We start from the raw sequence: 19,256 nt of genomic DNA on the forward strand, positions 1-19,256 counted from the left end.
TTGGTCTTGGTGAATATCGTTCATATCGTGCTTGTCGCCCGCGAGGCGGCGCTCAGATCTCGGCAGTGTCTCCGCGTGCCGGCTCATCGGCCATGAAGGGCAGGGTGATGTCCACCCGCAAGCCACCGTCGCTGCGATTGGCGGCGCGGATGAAGCCCTGGTGCGCTTCGACGATGCGCCGTGCAATCGAGAGCCCCAGTCCGTGGCCGGCGCTGTTGCTCTTGGTGCGGCTGCTGCGGAAGAACAGCTCGAAGATGCTGTCCATTTCTTCTTCCGGTACACCCGGTCCGCGATCCAGGATGGACAGGTGCAGCAGCTTGTTGACCTCGTCGATCTCGGCCACGAATTGCACGGCCGTCTCGGGTGCCGTGTGCTTGATGGCATTGCGCAGCACGTTCTCGATGGCGCGATAGAGCAATTCCGGATTGCCCTTGACCTGCACCCGGCAATCGATGCGGCTTTCCACCCGCTTGCCCAGCGCCTCGGCCTCGAAGCTGGCGTCATTGGTCATGTCGGCCAGCATGGCCTGGATGGCGATAGCTTCTTCCATCGAACCGGGCACGTTGGCTTCCAGCCGCGACAAGGTCAGCAATTCGCCCACCAGCTTGTCCATGCGCACGCTTTCGCGTTCGATGCGTTCCAGGGTCAGTTCCAGCTTGTCCTTGTCCTGCACGCGTGCCAGGCCGATGGCCATCTGCAGGCGCGCAATCGGCGAGCGCAGCTCGTGCGAGACATCGTGCAACAGGCGGCGCTGGCTTTCCATCAGGGTACGCAACTTGGCCGTCATGGCGTCGAAGTCGCGTCCCAGGTCGGCCAGTTCATCGTTGCGCGCGCTCATGACCGGTTCCAGCGCCTGGTCCAGATTGCCGTTGGCGGCCTGGTTGAAGGCATTCTTGAGGTGCCGGATCGGATGCGAGAAATACCAGGCCAGCAGCAACGCAAACACCAGACTGGCCACCAGCGCCACGGCAATCGGCATGGTCGGGAAGAACAGCGGCTTGGGTCCGCCCCTGTCCTTCATGTAACGCGGCTCGCGGCCCGGCATGCCGCCCGGGGGCGGGCCGAACTCGTCGTTGGGCGTGGGAATGAACATCAGGTAGCTGTGGCCATTGGCGGCCTTGACCAGTTCCACCACCCGGCGATCGCGTTCGGTGGCCAGCACGCGGCGCGCCTGTTCCACCAGATGCGGCGAGACTTCGCGGCCCATCAGGTCCTGGTTGTCTTCATCCACGGCATACAGCTGCAGGCGATGCGGGCGCCCCTCGTTGATCAGGCTGCGCAAGGCTTCCGGGCCGCCGAACTGCAGGGTGGCGGCGGCCGCGCGGATCATGAAGGAGGCCGGTGGACTGAGGTCGATCTCCGAATTGCGGTTGCTGCGTTCCAGGTTCTCGATCCAGAACAGCACGCCCACGCCGAAGGTGGCGGTGATCTGGGCGATCGCAATGAAGAAGAAGAACTTCCAGAAAAGCCGGCCCACTTTATTCCTTGATGAACTGGTAGCCCAGGCGGTAGACGGTCTGGATGCAGCTCTTGTCGCTGCCCAGCGCGGCGATCTTCTGGCGGATGCTGGAGAGGTGGACGTCGATGTTGCGGTCGAAGCGCGCCAGCGGACGGCCCAGGCCTTGCTCCGACAGGGTCTGCTTGCTGACCGGCTTGCCGGCATTGCGGGCCAGCACTTCAAGCAGGTTGAATTCGCTGCTGGTCAGTTCCAGCGGACGGCCGTTCCAGGTGGCACGGCGCTGTTCCGGCCACATCGACAGGGCCCCCACGGCCAGCGGCGAATAGGGCGCCTGCTCGCTGCTTTCGGCCGAGGCGCGACGCAGGATGGCACGGATGCGGGCAGCGATCTCGCGCGGCGTGCAGGGCTTGGGGACGTAGTCGTCGGCACCGAGTTCCAGACCGATGATGCGGTCGGTGTCATCGCCCTTGGCGGTCAGCATCACGACCGGCATGTTGCTCTTGGCGCGGATGCGGCGCAGGGTGTCGACACCGTTCAGGCGCGGCATCATCACGTCCAGCACGGCGATGGCGTACTGGCCGGTGAGCGCCTCGGCGGCACCGGCTTCGCCGTCATGGGCGACGTTGACTTCGAATTTTTCCTGCTCCAGGTATTCCTTGAGCATCTCGACGAGCTCCACGTCATCGTCGATCAAAAGCACTTTAGACATTGCTGCATTCCATTCTCGAATTGCCCTGCCTTCAGGCCGCAGGGCGTCGGCAGCCCGTAATATGCCGTAAAAGGTTTTGCAGAAGTGTTTCAGGCCTTCTTTACAATTGCATCTTTACATTCATTTACCGCGGCCGGCCGCCGCCTGTCAAAGTGCGAGAACTCGCATTTTTCTTGCTTTCCATTCATCAGTGCCTGACGGCAACCCGCACCGGGCCTGGCTGGGGCGCTGAGGCCGGACGAGCGCGCTTAACAAGACTTTACTCGGCTTTACGCAGCAGGCATCAACTTAACACGTCTTGATGACCGATACTTTTGGCATGTACAAGGGAGCGATGCACGGGGCATCGCGCACAATAAAAGGAGTCCGTCATGGCCATCAGCAGCGTGTCGTCCAGCAATTTCAGTCTTGCCGATCTGTCGGCGTTGTCCGGAACCAGCGGTTTTTCGACCAGCGCCACGCCGCGCATGGATGCGCCGCCACCGCCGCCGCCGCGTGGTGACAAGGGCGGGGGCCTCATCGGGGCGCTCAAGGATATCCTGTCCGCGCTGGGCGTCGATCTCGACAGCTCGGCCACCAGCGCCACTTCGGTCACGTCGGCGACCACCACTTCCTCCAGCAGCAGCATCTCGTCGGCCAACGTCGATTCCAAGCTCGATGCCTTCCTGCAGGAATTGATGGCGGCTCTGAAGGGCCAGAACAATCCGCCGCCGGGACCGCCCCCGGCCAGCTCCACGTCTTCCTCGGACAGCAGCACCAGCAGCGTATCGGCCACCAGCGATACCAGCAGCACGAGCAGCACGAGCAGTACCACCAGTTCAACCAGTACTGATACCACCGCACGCGCCTACACACCGGGCGGCCGTCCGCCGCCACCGGGAGGAGGGCTGGAGGCGGATCTCCAGAGCCTCATTTCCAGCCTCTCCGGCAGCAGCAGCGGCACTGATGCAGGCTCAGGAGACGGCACCGTCTCCTCGCTGGAAAGTGCGTTCAGCAACCTCCTCAGTTCCTTGGGCGCGTCGTCATCCACGACCTCGCTCTCGAGCTTCCTGCAAAGCCTGCAGAGCAAGCTGGCCGCAGGCAAGACCACCGGCAACCTGATCGATACCACGGCGTGACGGGAAGGGCCGTGCCCGGGCCGGCAGCCATGCTAAGCTGCCGGCCATGAATGCTCCCGACCCCGCCACCCTGGCTGGCATCATGGGCCTGATGTGCGAGGCCATCGCCCTGCGCGGTGCAGGCCAGCCTGCCGCCGCCCTGGCCGCTCTCGATCAGGCCCTGCGACTCGATGCCGGCTTCCTGCCCGTGCTCATGCAGCGTGCCAGCCTGTTGCAGGAAACCGGCGATCTTCCTGCCGCGGCCGCTGCCTACCAAGCCTGCCTCGATCTGCTGCCCGATTACGACGAAGCCCGTGTGGCGCATCGTGCCGTCTTGCTGCAATGGGCCGATGCGCTCCAAGCGCGGCTGCTGCAGGAGGGCGCAAGGCCTGTCGATCAGCGGGTGTTGCTGGCGCGCTTGTACCACCAGCTGGACCAGCCTCATGCGGCCTTGTCCGCCATCGAGCCTGCCCTCCCGCTGCCTGCGCTGGAGGACCAGGCCCTGCATGCCGATATCCTGCTGCGGCTGAATCGCCATGAAGAGGCCTTGCGCTGCTATCCCGACGACGCGGCCGAGGATGATGCGCGCGCCCTGATCGCCTTCAATCGGGCCGACATCCTGCGTCGCATGGGCCGGATCGAGGCGGCTCAAGCCGGATATGAAGAAGCCTTGCGCTGGCATGCCGACTTTCCGCAAGCCCAGGTGGGGCGTGCGCATATGTTGCTCACGCGCGGGGACTTCGCCGAAGCTTGGCGAGAACATGAAGCGCGCTTCCGGATTCCGGAATTGGCCCGGCGCGCCATCGCCACGTCCAGCCCGTCCTGGCAGCACGGTGAGTCGCTCAGTGGCAAACACATCCTGCTGTGGTCTGAACAAGGGCAGGGCGATTGCCTGCAATTTGCTCGCTATCTGCCGCTGGTGGCAGCGCAGGCGGCGCAGGTCACCCTGTGTGCGCCGGCGGGCTTGGTGGCAGTGCTCGCGCCGTCCTTTGCGCAGGTTCGCTGCGTGGCGCATGTCAGTGAAGCCGGTCCGCATGATTGTCACGCTTCCTTGCTCAGTCTTCCGTATTTGCTGGATCTGCCTCATCCGAGCCAGGCTCCGGCCGCGCCTTACCTGAATGTGGATCCGATCCGCCTTCAGCAATGGCAGCAGCGTCTGGCCGAGACAGCGGCGGCTTCACCGCGCCGTCCGCGCATCGGCCTGGCCTGGGCCGGTCGCCAGTACGCCACGCCGCACCCCAGTCGCGACGTGCCACTGGCCGAGTGGCTACCTTTGTTTGAGTTGCCGGTAGAGGTGGTCTGCCTGCAAGTCGAGATCCCGCTGGCCGATCAGGGCGTACATCAGGAGCTGTCTGGCCGGCTCTGCACCTTCCCGCTGGCGGACTGGGCCGATTCGGCAGCGCTGGCCTGTGCGCTGGATCTGGTCATCAGCGTCGATACCGCCGTGGTGCACCTGGCCGGGGCGTTAGGCTTGCCGTGCTTCCTGCCGCAGCGGCTGGAGGGCGAGTGGCGCTGGGGCGTGCAGGGCGAGCAGACTGCCTGGTATCCCTCGGTGAGGCTGTTCCGCCAGCAGCAGCGGGGGCAGTGGGGCAGTGTGGTGCAAGAAATCGTCACCGCTTGCCGTGAACGGTTTGAGGGTTGGGCGTAAGCGCGCTGCAAGCGGACATGAAAACGGCTGCACAAGGCAGCCGTGGTCGCAGTCAAGGAGAGGCAGGAAGGGATCAGCGGCGATGCTGCTTCATCGCCGTCTGGATTTCGCGCTGGGTGTCGCGCTGTTTTTCGGTCTCGCGCTTGTCGTGCTGTTTCTTGCCCTTGGCCAGGCCGATGTCGCATTTGACGCGGCCTTTGCTGTAGTGCAAGTTCAGTGGCACCAGCGTGTAGCCGGAGCGTTCCACCTTGCCGATCAGCTTGCTGATCTCGGCGGCATTCAAGAGCAGCTTGCGGGTGCGGGTGGTCTCCGGATGCACGTGCGTGGAGGTGCTGGTCAGTGCACTGATGTGGCAGCCGAACAGGTAGACCTCGCCATTGCGCACGATCACGTAGGCTTCCTTGAGTTGCACGCGGCCGGCGCGGATCGATTTGACTTCCCAACCTTGCAAGACGAGGCCTGCTTCGAATCGCTCTTCGATGAAGTAATCGAAAAAGGCCTTTTTGTTATCAATAATGCTCATCTAAATAAAAATTCGTCTCGTCGGTTAAAATTGTGCCTTTGCGATTTTATCAAACGGATCACCCTCGATGGCAGTCGTACACAAAACCGTCCTGATCAACTATAGCGCGGAGCAGATGTTCAACCTGGTCGACAAGGTTGAGGATTACCCTGAATTCCTGCCCTGGTGTGGCGGTGTCGAGGTTTCCGAGCGCAGTGATGAGAGCCTCACGGCCAAGATCAAGATCAATTATCACGGCCTCAAGCAATCCTTCAGCACCCAGAACACCAACGTGCGCCCGACCAGCATGACCATGCGCCTGGTGGAAGGCCCGTTCAAGCATTTCGAAGGCCGCTGGACCTTCAAACCGCTGCGCGAGGATGCCTGCAAGATCGAATTCGACATGGAATATGAATTTTCCAGCCGCATCCTGGAAGGGGTGATCGGGCCGGTCTTCAGCATGATCGCCAACAGCTTCGTCGATTCCTTCTGCAAACGCGCCGAACAGATATATGGCTGATGATGCCTTTTTGCAAGTCCAGCTCTGCTACGCCGCGCCCGGCCTGCAGATCCTGCAGGACCTGCAGGTAGCCCCCGGCAGTACCATCCAGCAGGCCATTCTGGACAGCGGCCTGCTGCGCGAGCAGCCGGCCATCGACCTGTCGGTGTGCAAGGTCGGCATCTTCGGCAAGATCAAGACGCTCGACACGGTGCTGCGCGCACGCGACCGCATTGAGATCTACCGGCCGCTGATTGCGGACCCCAAGCAGTCGCGCCGCCGCCGCGCCGCGCACCGGGAGCAAGCGGACCGCCCTTGAACGGTGCTGCTGCCCGGCCCGGAATCCCAGCCTTCCGGCATTTTTACGACGCCCGGAGGGAGAAACGCAAGTAGAGCAAGACGCGCGTTCAGCTTTTCTGTATAATTCGCTTTTGCGCCTATAGGAAACACTATGCGTCTTCTCCAAAAAGCACTCACGTTCGATGATGTGCTGCTCGTTCCGGCCTTCTCGGACATCCTCCCCAAAGACACTTCCCTGACCACGCGCCTGACGCGCAACATCTCGCTGAACATTCCGCTGGTCTCCGCGGCAATGGATACCGTGACTGAAGCCCGCCTGGCCATTGCCATGGCGCAAGAGGGCGGCATCGGCATCATCCACAAGAACCTGACGCCCAAGGAACAGGCGCGCGAGGTTTCCAAGGTCAAGCGTTTCGAGTCCGGCGTGGTCCGTGACCCGATCACCATCCCCCCCACCATGAAGATCCGTGACGTCATCGCGCTGTCCAAGCAGCATGGCATTTCCGGCTTCCCGGTGGTGGAAGGCAAGGCGCTGGTCGGCATCATCACCAACCGCGACCTGCGCTTTGAAGAAGAACTGGACGCAGAAGTCCGCGCCAAGATGACCCCGCGCGACAAGCTGGTCTACGTCAAGGAAAACGGCTCCAGCGCCGATCCGGAAGAAGCCAAGCGCCTGATGAACAAGCACCGCCTGGAGCGCGTGATGGTCGTCAACGATGCCTTCGAACTGCGCGGCCTGATCACCGTCAAGGACATCGAAAAATCCACCGAACACCCCTTCGCCTGCAAGGACGAACACGGCAAGCTGCGCGTGGGCGCCGCCGTCGGCGTCGGCCCGGACAATGACGAGCGCATCGAGCTGCTGGTCGCCGCCGGTGTGGACGTGATCGTGGTCGACACCGCCCACGGCCACTCTGCTGGCGTGCTCAACCGCGTCAAGTGGGTCAAGACCCGCTACCCGCACGTGGAAGTCATCGGCGGCAACATCGCTACCGCCGCTGCCGCCAAGGCTCTGGTGGAACATGGCGCGGATGCTGTCAAGGTCGGTATCGGCCCCGGCTCCATCTGCACTACCCGTATCGTCGCCGGCGTCGGCGTGCCGCAGATCTCGGCCATCGCCAACGTCGCTGAAGCCCTCAAGGGTACTGGCGTTCCGGTGATCGCCGACGGCGGTATCCGTTTCTCGGGCGACGTCGCCAAGGCGCTGGCCGCCGGCGCTTCGGCCGTGATGATGGGCAGCATGTTCGCCGGTACCGAAGAAGCCCCGGGCGAAGTGATCCTGTACCAGGGCCGCAGCTACAAGTCGTATCGCGGCATGGGTTCGCTGGGTGCGATGGCTGACGGTTCGGCCGACCGCTACTTCCAGGACGGCGACAACACCGCAGACAAGTTCGTGCCGGAAGGCATCGAAGGCCGCGTTGCCTACAAGGGCTCGGTGGTTGCAATCCTGTACCAACTGGTCGGCGGCGTGCGCTCCTCCATGGGTTACTGCGGTTGTGCCTCCATCGACGACTTCCGCGAGCGCGCCGAGTTTGTCGAGATTACCGCGGCCGGCATGCGTGAATCGCATGTCCACGACGTGCAGATCACCAAGGAAGCCCCGAACTACCGCGCCGAGTAATTTTCGATGCGGCCACAGCCCGACAGTCCACCGGCCTTGTGCCAGGCTGTCGGGCTGTTGATCTTTTCAGAAGTCCATTTTTAACGTAGCCAGACCTCACTGCCCATGTCCACGCATTCGCATTCGAAAATCCTGATCCTCGACTTCGGTTCCCAGGTGACCCAGCTCATCGCTCGCCGCGTGCGCGAAGCCGGTGTGTTTTCCGAGGTATTCCCGCATGACGTGACCGACGAGTTCGTGCGCAACTACGGCGCGGCCGGCGTCATCCTCTCCGGCGGCCCCAACAGCGTCACCGAAGGCGATACGCCGCGTGCCCCGCAAGCGGTCTTCGAACTGGGCGTGCCGGTGCTGGGCATCTGCTACGGCATGCAGACCATGGCCGAACAACTGGGCGGCAAGGTCGAGAACGGCCACCTGCGTGAATTCGGTTACGCCGAAGTGCGCGCCCACGGCCACACCAAGCTGCTGGACAACATCAGCGACTTCACCAATGCGCAAGGCCACGGCATGCTGAAGGTGTGGATGAGCCACGGTGACAAGGTCAACGAACTGCCCGCCGGCTTCAAGCTCATGGCCTCCACGGGCAACTGCCCGATCGCCGGCATGGCCGACGAAGAGCGTCGTTTCTACGGTGTGCAATTCCACCCGGAAGTGACTCATACGGTGCAGGGAAAGGCCATGCTGGGCCGCTTCGTGCACGAGATCTGCGGCTGCCAGTCGGACTGGAACATGCCGGACTACATCGCCGAAGCCGTCGAGATGATCCGCCAGCAAGTGGGCAGCGATGAAGTCATCCTGGGCCTGTCGGGCGGTGTCGACAGCAGCGTGGCGGCAGCGCTGATCCATCGCGCCATCGGTGACCAGCTGACCTGTGTGTTCGTCGACCACGGCCTGCTGCGCCTGGACGAAGGCAAGATGGTCATGGAGATGTTTGCCAAGAACCTGGGTGTGAAGGTGATCCATGTGGACGCCACTGCGCAGTTCATGGGCCATCTGGCGGGCGTGACCGATCCCGAAGCCAAGCGCAAGATCATCGGCCGCGAATTCGTGGAAGTGTTCCAGGCCGAATCGGCCAAGCTGACCAGCGCCAAGTGGCTGGCCCAGGGCACGATTTATCCGGACGTGATCGAAAGCGCCGGCAAGGGCAAGAAGACCGCCCACACCATCAAGAGCCACCACAACGTCGGCGGCCTGCCGGAAACGCTGAACCTGAAGCTGCTGGAGCCGCTGCGCGAACTGTTCAAGGATGAAGTGCGCGAACTGGGCGTGGCGCTGGGCTTGCCGCCGGAGATGGTGTATCGCCATCCGTTCCCGGGTCCTGGCCTGGGTGTGCGTATCCTGGGTGAAGTGAAGAAGGAGTACGCGGACCTGCTGCGCCGTGCGGATGCGATCTTCATCGAAGAACTGCGCAATACGAAGGATGAAGATGGTCAAAGCTGGTATGAGAAGACCAGCCAGGCCTTTGCCGTGTTCCTGCCGGTGAAGTCGGTGGGCGTCATGGGTGATGGCCGTACCTACGAATACGTGGTGGCCTTGCGTGCGGTGCAGACGCAAGACTTCATGACGGCGCACTGGGCGCACCTGCCGCATGAACTGTTGGGACGCGTGTCCAATCGCATCATCAACGAGGTGCGTGGCTTGAACCGGGTGGTGTATGACATTTCGGGGAAGCCGCCGGCGACTATTGAGTGGGAATGATTCCCTAGAAACCCGGATCAGCCTGAACCTGGCTTTGCAAAAACCCGCTGAATGGCGGGTTTTTTCATATCCGGAGGGCGACCGTGGCGCGCTATCATTGGCTTCGCCCCATTGCGCCGCCGTTTCGGGCAAAGGCCTGGCCTTGAATCTTCATATCGCCCCTGAACCTCATGCCCCCACCGCAAATCCACTTCCGATGCGATCCTGCGCTGATTGATCATCTCCCACGCCCCCGCCTGGCCCGCGAGCTGATCCCCGACTGGATCCGCAGCATGCCGGCCAAGGCCTTCTCCGCGCTGCATGACCGCGATATCCGTACCGTCAAGCAATGCCCGCCCTTCATCGATGCAATGGCCCATGGCTTCATGATCCTGCTGCCCTGCGACGTGCACGTGGACAAAGGCAGCTTCAGTTGGGATTGGGAAGCCCCGGCGACCACCGTGGAGGGCCATCCGCGCGCGCCATTGAGTTTTCATCCGCCCGCACAGGTCACCGGCACACCCTTCGAACAGGGCGATGCGCTGGTGCTGAAGTTCAACAGCTTCTGGACCATCGAACTGGAACCTGGCTGGTCACTCTTTGCGACGCATCCGGTGAACCGCCACGACCTGCCGTTCCGACTGCTCTCAGGACTGGTGGATGCGGACCAGTTCCATGACGCCGGTATCAATTTCCCTGCCGTCTGGACCGATGAAGAGTTTGTCGGCGTACTGCCCAAAGGCATGCCGGTCGCGCAATGCATGCCCGTGCCGCGCGAACGGCCCGTGCTGCACTTCGATACCCTGGAAGGGGAGGCCGCTACCCGCTACAGCCAGACCGTCGCCGACGTGCTGGCCGCCCCCAACGTCTACCGCAAACAATACCGCCAGCGCAAATAGCCGCTTACGGGCGTCCCGGCAGGATGGTCGGTGTGGCGCGGGGCAGGGTGCGTGGATAGTCCTGGCTGAAGTGGAGGCCGCGGCTTTCCTTGCGCATCAGGGCGCTGGAAACGATCAACTGCGCCACATCCACCAGGTTGCGCAGCTCCAGCAGATCGCGCGAGATGCGGAAGTTGGCGTAGTACTCGTCGATCTCTTCCTTGAGCAGGCGGATGCGGTGCTGGGCGCGTTCGAGACGCTTGTCGGTGCGCACGATGCTGACGTAATTCCACATGAAGCGGCGCAGCTCGTCCCAGTTGTGGGCGATCACCACTTCCTCGTCGGCATCGCTGACGCGGCTTTCATCCCATTGCGGTACCTCGGCGATGCGCCAGGTGCCCGCTGACAATTCCCGTTCAATATCCTCGGCGGCCGAGCGGCCCAGCACCAGGCATTCCAGCAGCGAATTGCTGGCCAGGCGATTGGCGCCATGCAGTCCGGTATAGGCCGTCTCGCCGACCGCGTACAAGCCCGGCAGGTCGGTACGGCCGGCCATGTCGGTCACCACGCCGCCGCAGGTGTAGTGCGCTGCCGGCACCACCGGGATGGGCTGGCGCGTGATGTCGATGCCGAACTCCAGGCAGCGCGCCTGGATGGTCGGGAAGTGCTCGGCGATGAAGGCCGGGCTTTGATGACTGATGTCCAGGTCGACATGGTCCAGCCCGCGTTTCTTCATCTCGAAATCGATGGCACGCGCCACGATGTCGCGCGGCGCCAGCTCGGCACGCTCGTCGTGTTCCGGCATGAAACGCTGGCCCGCCAGGGCACCCGCCGAAGCCGGCAGCTTGAGCAAGGCCCCTTCGCCGCGCAAGGCCTCGCTGATGAGGAAGGATTTTGCGTAAGGGTGATACAGGCAAGTCGGATGGAACTGGATGAATTCCATGTTGGCCACCCGGCAGCCGGCGCGCCAGGCCATGGCGATGCCGTCGCCGGTGGCTGAATCGGGATTGGAAGTGTAGAGATACACCTTGCCGGCCCCGCCTGTGGCCAGCACCGTGCGGCCGGCCGCAATGGCCAGCACGCGGCCGCTGGCGGTGTCCTGGACATGCACGCCCAGGCAGCGCGGTTCGGCCTTGGGATCGAGCTTGCGCGCGTGGATCAGGTCGATGGCGCAGTGATGCTCCAGCAGCGTGATGTTGGGGTGGGCCCGCACGCGCTGCTCCAGCGTCACCTGGACGGCGTGGCCGGTGGCATCAGCGGCGTGGATGATGCGGCGCTGGCTGTGGCCACCTTCGCGGGTGAGGTGATAGCCCAGCTCGGCGCTGTCGTCGCGGGTGAAGGGCACGCCCTGCGCGATCAACCATTCGATGGCCTCGCGGCCGTGTTCGACGATGTAGCGGGTGGCGCTTTCATCGCACAGGCCGGCACCGGCCACCAGCGTATCGTCGATATGCTGGGCGTGGCTGTCGCCCGAATCGAGCACGGCAGCAATGCCGCCTTGTGCCCAGTTGCTGGCCCCGTCCAGCAGCTCGCCCTTGGAAACGACCACCACCTGGTACTTCTCTGCCAGATGGAGGGCCACGGAAAGACCGGCCAGACCGCTGCCGAGGATGGCGACATCACACTTCATGATCGTGAGCAAAGCTGCTGTTGTGGAGGGAGACGGTGATTATAGCGGCATGCCGTAGGCATATCGTTTATATCGTTTCTGGCACAAGGGTGATGTTTTTGCCCGCCCAAAACAAAACGGGCCCCGATTTTCGTCGGAGCCCGTTCACGTCATGCGACTGAGTGCAAGATCACTGCGGAATCACCGGCTTGACCTTGGCCGCAGCCTGCTTGGCGCGGATACGTGCGGTTTCGACGCTGTCACCGGAAGCCAGCGCCACGCCCATGCGGCGGCGGGCGAAGGATTCCGGCTTGCCGAACAGGCGAATATCGGCACCCGGGATGCGCAGCGCTTCAGCCACGCCATCGAAGGCGATGCCCCGGGCGTCATGCTGGCCGTAGATCACGGCGGAGGCACCGGGGCTCCTGAGGGCGGTATTGACCGGCAGGCCGAGGATGGCTTTGGCGTGCAGTTCGAACTCGCTCTGCACCTGGCTGACCATGGTGACCATGCCGGTGTCATGCGGACGCGGGCTGACTTCGGAGAACCAGACCATGTCGCCCTTGACGAACAGTTCCACGCCGAACAGACCCAGGCCGCCGAGGTTCTCGGTGACCTTGCGGGCGATGTCGCGGGCCTTTTCCAGCGCGGCGTTGGGCATGGGGTGCGGCTGCCACGACTCGACGTAGTCGCCCTTGACCTGGACGTGGCCGATGGGGTCGCAGAAGCTGGTGATGGTGTCGCCGTTTTCGTTCAGCGAGCGCACCGTCAGCAGGGTGATTTCATAGTCGAAGTCGATGAAGCCTTCGACGATCACGCGGCCGGAGTCGACGCGGCCACCGGCGGCGGCGTAGTTCCAGGCGGCTTCAATTTCATCGGGGCCGTCGATCTTGGACTGGCCCTTGCCGGAAGACGACATGACCGGCTTGATCACGCAGGGGAAGCCGATCTGGTCAATGGCCGCCTTGAGTTCGTCCAGGCTGTCGGCGAAGCGGTAGGGCGACGTTGCCAGGCCCAGGGTTTCACCGGCCAGGCGGCGGATGCCTTCGCGGTTCATGGTCAGCCAGGCAGCGCGCGCGGTCGGGATCACGCGGGCACGGCCGGCTTCTTCCAGCTTGACCAGGGTCTCTGTGGCAATGGCCTCGATTTCGGGCACGATCAGGTCGGGCTGCTCCTGCTCGATCAGTGCGGCCAGGGCGGCACCGTCGGTCATGTTGATCACATGGGCACGATGGGCGACCTGCTGGCCAGGCGCGTTCTCATAACGGTCAACGGCAATGACTTCAACGCCCAGGCGTTGCAGGGCGATGATGACTTCCTTGCCGAGTTCGCCGGAGCCCAGCAGCATGACTTTGGTGGCGGAAGGAGACAGCGGAGTGCCGAGTCGGATTGGTTTTTTCATATCGGGGGGAGTGTGTCAGCGGGGGGCGCTGATGCAGTGCGAGAATCAATCACGGGCGGACGATACCAAATCTTGCAGGGTTTGGACAGACGCAATGTACGCAGTTTAGCCAGGAATAATTGGCTAAAAATTTCCTATTTTTCCAAGGGGAAACTAATATCTTCCGATGCCGATGCTGATGTGACTAACGTCGCGCTAACTGGCGTCAAAAGCCCATAAATTGCTGAAGATTTTTCATTCTTGCTGGGTGGGAATGCTCTTCGCTTTGTCAAAAATCCTGTTCAGCGACCTCGACTCGCAAGTCAATATCGAGCATCACCCCCGACAACGCCTTCCCATGCGCATCCAGCGCCAGTGACCGGGTAACCCCTCCGCCCAGCGCACGTTGCATCACGAAGTTGAGCGCCCCCAGATGCGGCAGCGCGTGGCGCACCACTTCCCCATGGACCACACCGGCAAAATGCGCACGCACCCGTTCGGCCGTCAGGGTGCGCTCCAGCAGCGCATAGTCCTCCTGCCGATAGGCGATTACGGAGATATTCGATATGTCGCCTTTGTCTCCGGCGCGCGAATGAGCAATTTCTCTGAGCAGCATCTCAGGCCTCCTCGATGAAAACGGATGGATGCACCAGCGTGCGTGGAAGCAGCAGCGACAGCACGGCGATGACTTCGCGGGCCGACTTGGTGGCGCCGCCGCCACCGGCCGGGCCATTGGTATAAAGCGTCTCGACTTCGTTGCCGATGCGGACCGCCTCTTTCATGCTGGCCGTGCGGCCGGTCACACGCAGGCGGACTTCGTGCGGCTCGGGCGCTTGCGCCGACATCTGTTCACCGGCAATGGCATTGATGCCGATCAGGTCCACGCGCAGTTCTTCAGTCTGCACGCCGGTCATCGCCAGCCGCTCGCGCACGATCTCGCCGGCCAGTTGCGCACGCGCTTGCGCGCCTGGCCCGGCATACGAGATCTGGCCTTCGCCAATGAAACTGTCGCGGTAGCCCAGCGTGGTCTTGAGCGTCTGCGGTCGCGCACGGCCGCGGCCGCCGGTGACGGCGACGCGGTCCGGCCCGACTTCTTCGATGCGGACTTGCGAGAAATCGGCAATCACATCCGGCGTGAAGTAGGCGCTCGGATCATGGATTTCATAGAGCAATTGCTCCTTGCAGGTGCGCGCCGTGACTTGTCCTCCGGAGCCGGCCACTTTTGTAATGACTGCACTGCCATCGGCTTTCACTTCACCAATGGGAAACCCCAGCCGCGCCAGTCCGGCTACGTCCTTCTTGCCGGGGTCGGCAAAATAGCCACCGGTAATCTGTCCTGCGCACTCCAGCAGGTGGCCGATGAGGGTGCCCTGGCCGAGCTTGTCCCAGTCATCGGCGGCCCAGCCGAATTCGTGTACCAGAGGCGCCAGCACCAGCGCAGGGTCGGCCACGCGGCCGGTGATGATGACCTGGGCCCCGGCCTGCAGGGCTTCGACGATGGGGGCGATGCCCAGATAGGCATTGGCCGAGATGAGGCGGCTACCGAGGGAAGCGACCGGCTGGCCATTGTCCTCGATGCGCCATTCGTCCTGCTGCACGGCCTCCAGCACGTCGTCTCCTGCCACGGCTGCTACCTTCAGTCCGCTCAGTCCCAGTTCACGCGCGATCTCGCGCACGCGTTGCGCCGCCGCCAGCGGATTGGCCGCGCCCATGTTGGTGATGATGCGGATGCCCCGGGTGGCGCAGGTCTTGAGTACCGCATGCATGCGCTCGGCCAGCAGCGGGTCGTAACCCTTGCCCGGGTCCGCTAGCCGGGCTTGCTGGCCGATGGCGATGGTGCGCTCGGCCAGGCATTCGAAGATCAGGTAATCCAGCTGGCCGTGTTCGGCCAGTTCGGCGGCCGGCTCGATGCGGTCGCCTGAATAGCCGGCACCGGCGCCGATGCGCACGGTGCGCTGTGGATCTTGGGTCATGCGATTCTCCAAAACAGGGTGTTGCACTTCCGGTGGCCCGCGCTCAGAACAGCGGGAACAGCCCCAGTACCACGCAGGCGATGGTCATCACCACGGAGGCACCGAAGAGGAAGGGAATGGTGTATTTCTGGTGGTCCGCCAGTTCGATCCCGGCCAGGCCGCACACCAGGAAGGTCGCGGGCGTGAGCGGGCTGACCGGGAAACCGGTCGTCATCTGGCCCAACAGCGCTGCCTGGGCCACCTGGATGGTCGGTACGCCCAGCATGTGGCTGACCTCGGCGATCACCGGCAGCACGCCGAAGTAGAAGGAATCCGGATCGAACAGCAGCGACAGCGGCATCGACAGCACGCCCAGCACCACCGGGATATGCCCGGCCATCTCGGGCGGCACGAAGCCGACCGCGGTCTTGGCCATGGCCGAGAGCATGCCTGACTTGGTCATGATGCCGGTGAACACGCCCGCCGCAAACAGGATGCTGGCCATCAGCAGGGCCGCCTTGGCGTGGGCGTCGATGCGCTCGCGCTGCATGGCCACGTCACGGTAGTTGATCATCAGCGCCAGCACCACGCCGATCATGAACATCACCACCGGATCGACCTTGCCGCTGATCATCACGCCCAGCACGAAGACCGTCAGCACGATGTTGGCCCAGAAATTCTGCGGGCGACGGATCTTCAGTTGCGCTTCGCTCAGCTCATGCTGCTGCACGAAATCGACCGTCGATCCCTTGCCCAGCCCGAGTCGGCGCTCTTCCTTCAGGCCCAGCAGATACGAGGCGATGAACACGAACGCCAGCCCCACCAGTTGCACCGGCACCAGCGGCGTGAAGATGTCCGAGACCGGGATGTGCAGCGCCGCCGAGGCGCGGATCATCGGCCCGGTCCACGGCAGGAAATTCACGCCCGCCGCCATCGAGGCCACGCAGGCCAGGATGCGCTTGTCGATGCCCAGCCGCGTGTACAGCGGCAGCATGGCGGGGATGGTGATGAGGAAGGTCACCGCACCCGAACCATCCAGGTGGATCAGCAGCGCCAGCAGCGCCGTGCCCGGCACGATGCGGGTAGGGCGGCTGCCCACGGTCTTGAGGATGCGGCTGATGATCGGGTCCAGCATACCGGCATCGGTGACGATGCCGAAGAACAGGATCGCAAAGACGAACATGCCGGCCACCGGCGCAATGGCGGTCACGCCCTGGACGATGAACTTGGAGGTCTGCAAGCCGAAACCACCCACTAATGCGGCAATGATGGGGATGGCGATCAGCGCCACCAGGGGCGACATCCTCTTGGTGAGGATGGCCGTGAACAAGGATACGATCGTAACAAAGCCGAGCAGGGCCAACATGCGTGTCTCCGGTTTTTTTGATGTGATGTTCTTGTCGTGTCAGCACATCCGGTACCGGTTCGTTCTTTTTTCTGCTTCAGCTTCTGTACATGATTCCGTACAGGGTGCGCGGATGTGAGCAGGGCGAGTGTAGGTGGCGGCTGATTTTGTTGTAAAGTCGCTTTTTTCGATTGATTGACCTGCTTTTCGGCATAATCCGCTCCCGTCTTCCACCATGCACGCCAACCTGTCCACGCGCCTGCTGCACGCATTCCTCGCACTGGCCGACTGTCGCCATTTCGGCCACGCGGCCGAGCGCTGCCATGTGTCGCAGTCAGCGTTCAGCGCCATGATCCAGAAGCTGGAAACGGCAACCGGCGCGCGCCTGTTCGAACGCGATACCCGCAACGTGAGCCTGACGCCGGAAGGTGAAGTCTTTGTCGAGGTGGCACGCCAGCTGGTCGCAGACATGGAGGCGGCGCTGGCGGACATGAACGATTACGTCGCACGGCGCAAGGGCAGAGTGGCCATCGCGGCCTTGCCATCGCTGGCGGCGGGGTGGCTGCCGCCGGTGCTGGCGGCTTACCGGCAACGTCATCCGGGCGTGGCGGTGGAGCTGTTCGATGCCATATCGGATCAATGCCTGGACCTGCTGCGCCAGGGCAAGGCCGATATCGCCCTTACCGCGCCGGGCCCCAATCTGCTGGAGTTCACCACGCAGCCCCTGTGCGCCGACCCGTTCTACCTGGTCTGCCGCAAGGACCATGCGCTGGCCGGCAAGCGCCGCATCAAGGTGGCCCAACTGGCCGGGTGCGAAATGATCCACCTGGCGCGCTCCACCAGCGTGCGCCAGCATCTGGATGCCGTGCTGCGGCCGGGCGCGGTGATCCACACCGGGCTGGAGGTCGAGCACCTGGCCACCCTGGCCGCCCTGATCGAAAGCGGCCTGGGCGTGAGCGTGGTGCCGGAGCTGACGCTGTTCCAGTTCCGCCTGCCCAATCTGGTGGCCATTCCGGTGGACGCGCCGGAGCTGGTGCGGCCGCTGCTGATCGTCACGCCCAAGGAGCGCAGCCTGTCCATCGCCGCACAAGGATTGCTGGACCTGATCCAGGCCAAGGCGCGCGCTGAAAGCGCAACCCCCGCGCGGCGCGGCCGCAAACCACAGGCTTCCTAGAACAATTCCATGGCCGGCAAGTCCGGCTCGCGCACCAGGTGGCGGTGCTCCTGTTCCACGTAATCGATGACCACCTGCGCGATGACAGTGGCCGCCTCATGCGCGGGCAGGATCACCGTGGTCTCGCCCGCCATTTGGGCCAGGGCCGCATTGCGCCGGTCCACGGCGTACTGGACGCGCTCCACGCATTGCCGCACTACGTCCTGGAACTGCAGATGGCCCAGCATGTTGCCGGTGGTCGCGACCAGTTCCTCGCCGTGCGCCATCATCTGCGTGTATTGCTGGTCACTGGTATCGCGCACGTGCTCGAAGCTGCTACGCAGCCTGCCCACGGCCTCGGCGGTGGCGGCGATGCGATCCAGGTCGGCCGCCGACTGGGCCGTATTGCCGCCCAGTTCGTCGTGCAAGGTCTTGCGCACTTCCGACAGGGTGGTGCGAATCCGTGCCGCCGCGGTATGCGAATTGGCTGCCAGGTTGCGTACCTCCGAGGCGATCACCTTGAAGGCTGCTCCCTGCTGGCCGGCGCGGCTGGCCTCGATGGCCGTATTGATCGACAGCAGGTGCGACTGCGTGCTGATGGCCTGGACGTTCTGCGCCAGATCGGAGAGGTTGTCGATTTCCTCGGCGATGCGGGCAATGCTTTCAACATCGCGGCGCATGCGTTCGGGCAGGCTCTTGAGGAATTCGGTCATGGACACCAGGGCATCGACCGTTTCCAGCATCTCGTCACGTACGCGTTCGTTTTCCTGGCTGGCACGCTGCATGCGCTCCAGCAGTTGCGCAGAGCGGTCGCACAGGGCGCGCGCTTCGCTCATGATGGCCAGCGAGGAATTCTCGGTCTGCTCCACCGCACCCTTGAGGCGCACGGCGATTTCTTCGTCGAGTTGCATGCTGGCCACCAGGGCGGCCTGGCAGGTCGGTCCCGGTTCTGCCGGCATGTGCGGCTGGGCGCGTACCCGGGTGCGCAAGGCGTGGATGATTCCCATGTCAGGCCCCCGGCAGCACCTGTTTGACGATCTTGAGCAGCTCGGCGCCCGGCACCGGCTTGACCATCCAGCCGCTGGCCCCGGCACTGCGGGCTTCATCGCGCTTGGCCTGCTGGCTCTCGGTACTGAGCACCAGGATGGGCGTGAAGCGGAAACCCGGCAGGGCGCGCGCCTTGCCGATGAATTCGATGCCGCCCATGTTGGGCATGTTGATGTCGGTGATGATGAGATCCGGCTTTGGCGCCTGGCCCAAGCGGGCCAGGGCGGCCGCACCGTCGTTGGCGGTGATGACCTTGAAGCCGGAAATTTCGAGATTGTTTTTCAGGCTCAGGATCATGGTGCCTGAATCGTCCACTACCAGGATGGTCTTGCTCATTTGGGTACTCCTTGCTGGTTGATGCTGCTTGTCTGGTTTGTCT

Annotated in this window: 18 protein-coding genes; 8 read left to right on the plus strand and 10 right to left on the minus strand. The window is 63.4% G+C overall.

From position 1 onward, the window contains the following. Positions 1–52: 52 nt before the first annotated feature. Complete coding sequence (locus tag J2X56_RS01730; RefSeq protein ID WP_039788249.1) at positions 53–1,477, minus strand: ATP-binding protein; 1,425 nt, start codon at positions 1,475–1,477, stop codon at positions 53–55. Position 1,478: 1 nt separating this feature from the next. Then, positions 1,479–2,168, minus strand: coding sequence for a response regulator transcription factor (locus J2X56_RS01735; RefSeq protein WP_039788247.1), 690 nt, complete (start codon positions 2,166–2,168; stop codon positions 1,479–1,481). A gap of 371 nt (positions 2,169–2,539) precedes the next feature. Between J2X56_RS01735 and J2X56_RS01740 the strand changes: the two genes are divergently transcribed. Together J2X56_RS01740 and J2X56_RS01745 are read left to right on the plus strand one after the other, a co-directional pair. After that, positions 2,540–3,286, plus strand: a complete 747-nt coding sequence (locus J2X56_RS01740) for a hypothetical protein (protein ID WP_121040018.1) — start codon at positions 2,540–2,542, stop codon at positions 3,284–3,286. Positions 3,287–3,332: 46 nt separating this feature from the next. After that, positions 3,333–4,913, plus strand: coding sequence for a tetratricopeptide repeat-containing glycosyltransferase family protein (locus tag J2X56_RS01745; protein WP_121040020.1), 1,581 nt, complete (start codon positions 3,333–3,335; stop codon positions 4,911–4,913). Between the two features lie 73 nt (positions 4,914–4,986). Here J2X56_RS01745 and smpB read toward each other — a convergent pair whose 3' ends face one another. Next, positions 4,987–5,436 carry an SsrA-binding protein SmpB gene (gene smpB / locus J2X56_RS01750; protein WP_088753876.1) on the minus strand — a complete coding sequence of 150 codons (450 nt, stop codon included), beginning with the start codon at positions 5,434–5,436 and terminating at the stop codon, positions 4,987–4,989. Between the two features lie 67 nt (positions 5,437–5,503). Here smpB and J2X56_RS01755 point away from each other — a divergent pair, with 67 nt between their 5' ends. The 5 genes from J2X56_RS01755 (at position 5,504) to J2X56_RS01775 (ending at position 10,411) form a co-directional block, all read left to right on the plus strand. Next, positions 5,504–5,935 (plus strand): type II toxin-antitoxin system RatA family toxin, encoded by a 432-nt coding sequence (locus J2X56_RS01755; RefSeq protein ID WP_013234181.1) that lies wholly within the window; start codon positions 5,504–5,506, stop codon positions 5,933–5,935. Further along, positions 5,928–6,233 carry an RnfH family protein gene (locus J2X56_RS01760; RefSeq protein ID WP_121040023.1) on the plus strand — a complete coding sequence of 102 codons (306 nt, stop codon included), beginning with the start codon at positions 5,928–5,930 and terminating at the stop codon, positions 6,231–6,233. The genes J2X56_RS01755 and J2X56_RS01760 overlap by 8 nt, the downstream gene beginning before the upstream one ends. A 132-nt stretch (positions 6,234–6,365) precedes the next feature. Beyond that, positions 6,366–7,835 (plus strand): IMP dehydrogenase, encoded by a 1,470-nt coding sequence (guaB, locus tag J2X56_RS01765; protein WP_121040026.1) that lies wholly within the window; start codon positions 6,366–6,368, stop codon positions 7,833–7,835. Between the two features lie 105 nt (positions 7,836–7,940). After that, positions 7,941–9,533 carry a glutamine-hydrolyzing GMP synthase gene (gene guaA / locus J2X56_RS01770; RefSeq protein ID WP_039788239.1) on the plus strand — a complete coding sequence of 531 codons (1,593 nt, stop codon included), beginning with the start codon at positions 7,941–7,943 and terminating at the stop codon, positions 9,531–9,533. A 170-nt stretch (positions 9,534–9,703) separates the two neighbouring features. Then, positions 9,704–10,411, plus strand: coding sequence for a hypothetical protein (locus tag J2X56_RS01775; RefSeq protein ID WP_158601245.1), 708 nt, complete (start codon positions 9,704–9,706; stop codon positions 10,409–10,411). A gap of 4 nt (positions 10,412–10,415) precedes the next feature. On the opposite strand, the gene nadB is transcribed toward J2X56_RS01775, so the two are convergent. The 5 genes from nadB to J2X56_RS01800 form a co-directional block, all read right to left on the minus strand. Further along, positions 10,416–12,020 carry an L-aspartate oxidase gene (gene nadB / locus J2X56_RS01780; RefSeq protein WP_121040032.1) on the minus strand — a complete coding sequence of 535 codons (1,605 nt, stop codon included), beginning with the start codon at positions 12,018–12,020 and terminating at the stop codon, positions 10,416–10,418. 169 nt (positions 12,021–12,189) lie between these two features. After that, positions 12,190–13,401, minus strand: coding sequence for a formate-dependent phosphoribosylglycinamide formyltransferase (gene purT / locus J2X56_RS01785; protein WP_310157741.1), 1,212 nt, complete (start codon positions 13,399–13,401; stop codon positions 12,190–12,192). 268 nt (positions 13,402–13,669) lie between these two features. Then, the gene (locus J2X56_RS01790) at positions 13,670–13,996 is read right to left on the minus strand and encodes a hypothetical protein (protein ID WP_121040035.1); all 327 of its coding nucleotides are present in this window, start codon (positions 13,994–13,996) and stop codon (positions 13,670–13,672) included. 1 nt (position 13,997) lies between these two features. Next, entirely contained in the window at positions 13,998–15,353 is a 1,356-nt protein-coding gene (locus J2X56_RS01795; RefSeq protein ID WP_121040038.1) for an acyclic terpene utilization AtuA family protein, read from the minus strand. Positions 15,354–15,396: 43 nt separating this feature from the next. Next, entirely contained in the window at positions 15,397–16,698 is a 1,302-nt protein-coding gene (locus J2X56_RS01800) for a CitMHS family transporter (protein WP_039788220.1), read from the minus strand. A 214-nt stretch (positions 16,699–16,912) separates the two neighbouring features. Between J2X56_RS01800 and J2X56_RS01805 the strand changes: the two genes are divergently transcribed. After that, positions 16,913–17,851, plus strand: coding sequence for a LysR family transcriptional regulator (locus tag J2X56_RS01805; RefSeq protein WP_121040041.1), 939 nt, complete (start codon positions 16,913–16,915; stop codon positions 17,849–17,851). Here the strand turns inward: J2X56_RS01805 and J2X56_RS01810 are convergent. Next, positions 17,848–18,837 (minus strand): methyl-accepting chemotaxis protein, encoded by a 990-nt coding sequence (locus J2X56_RS01810; RefSeq protein WP_158601246.1) that lies wholly within the window; start codon positions 18,835–18,837, stop codon positions 17,848–17,850. The two genes, J2X56_RS01805 and J2X56_RS01810, sit on opposite strands and share 4 nt — an antisense overlap. Before the next feature lies 1 nt (position 18,838). Beyond that, the gene (locus tag J2X56_RS01815) at positions 18,839–19,213 is read right to left on the minus strand and encodes a response regulator (protein WP_034309554.1); all 375 of its coding nucleotides are present in this window, start codon (positions 19,211–19,213) and stop codon (positions 18,839–18,841) included. Between the last annotated feature and the right edge of the window lie 43 nt (positions 19,214–19,256).

It is taken from the genome of Herbaspirillum sp. 1173 (assembly GCF_031455335.1).
Taxonomy (GTDB): Bacteria; Pseudomonadota; Gammaproteobacteria; order Burkholderiales; family Burkholderiaceae_D; genus Herbaspirillum; species Herbaspirillum huttiense.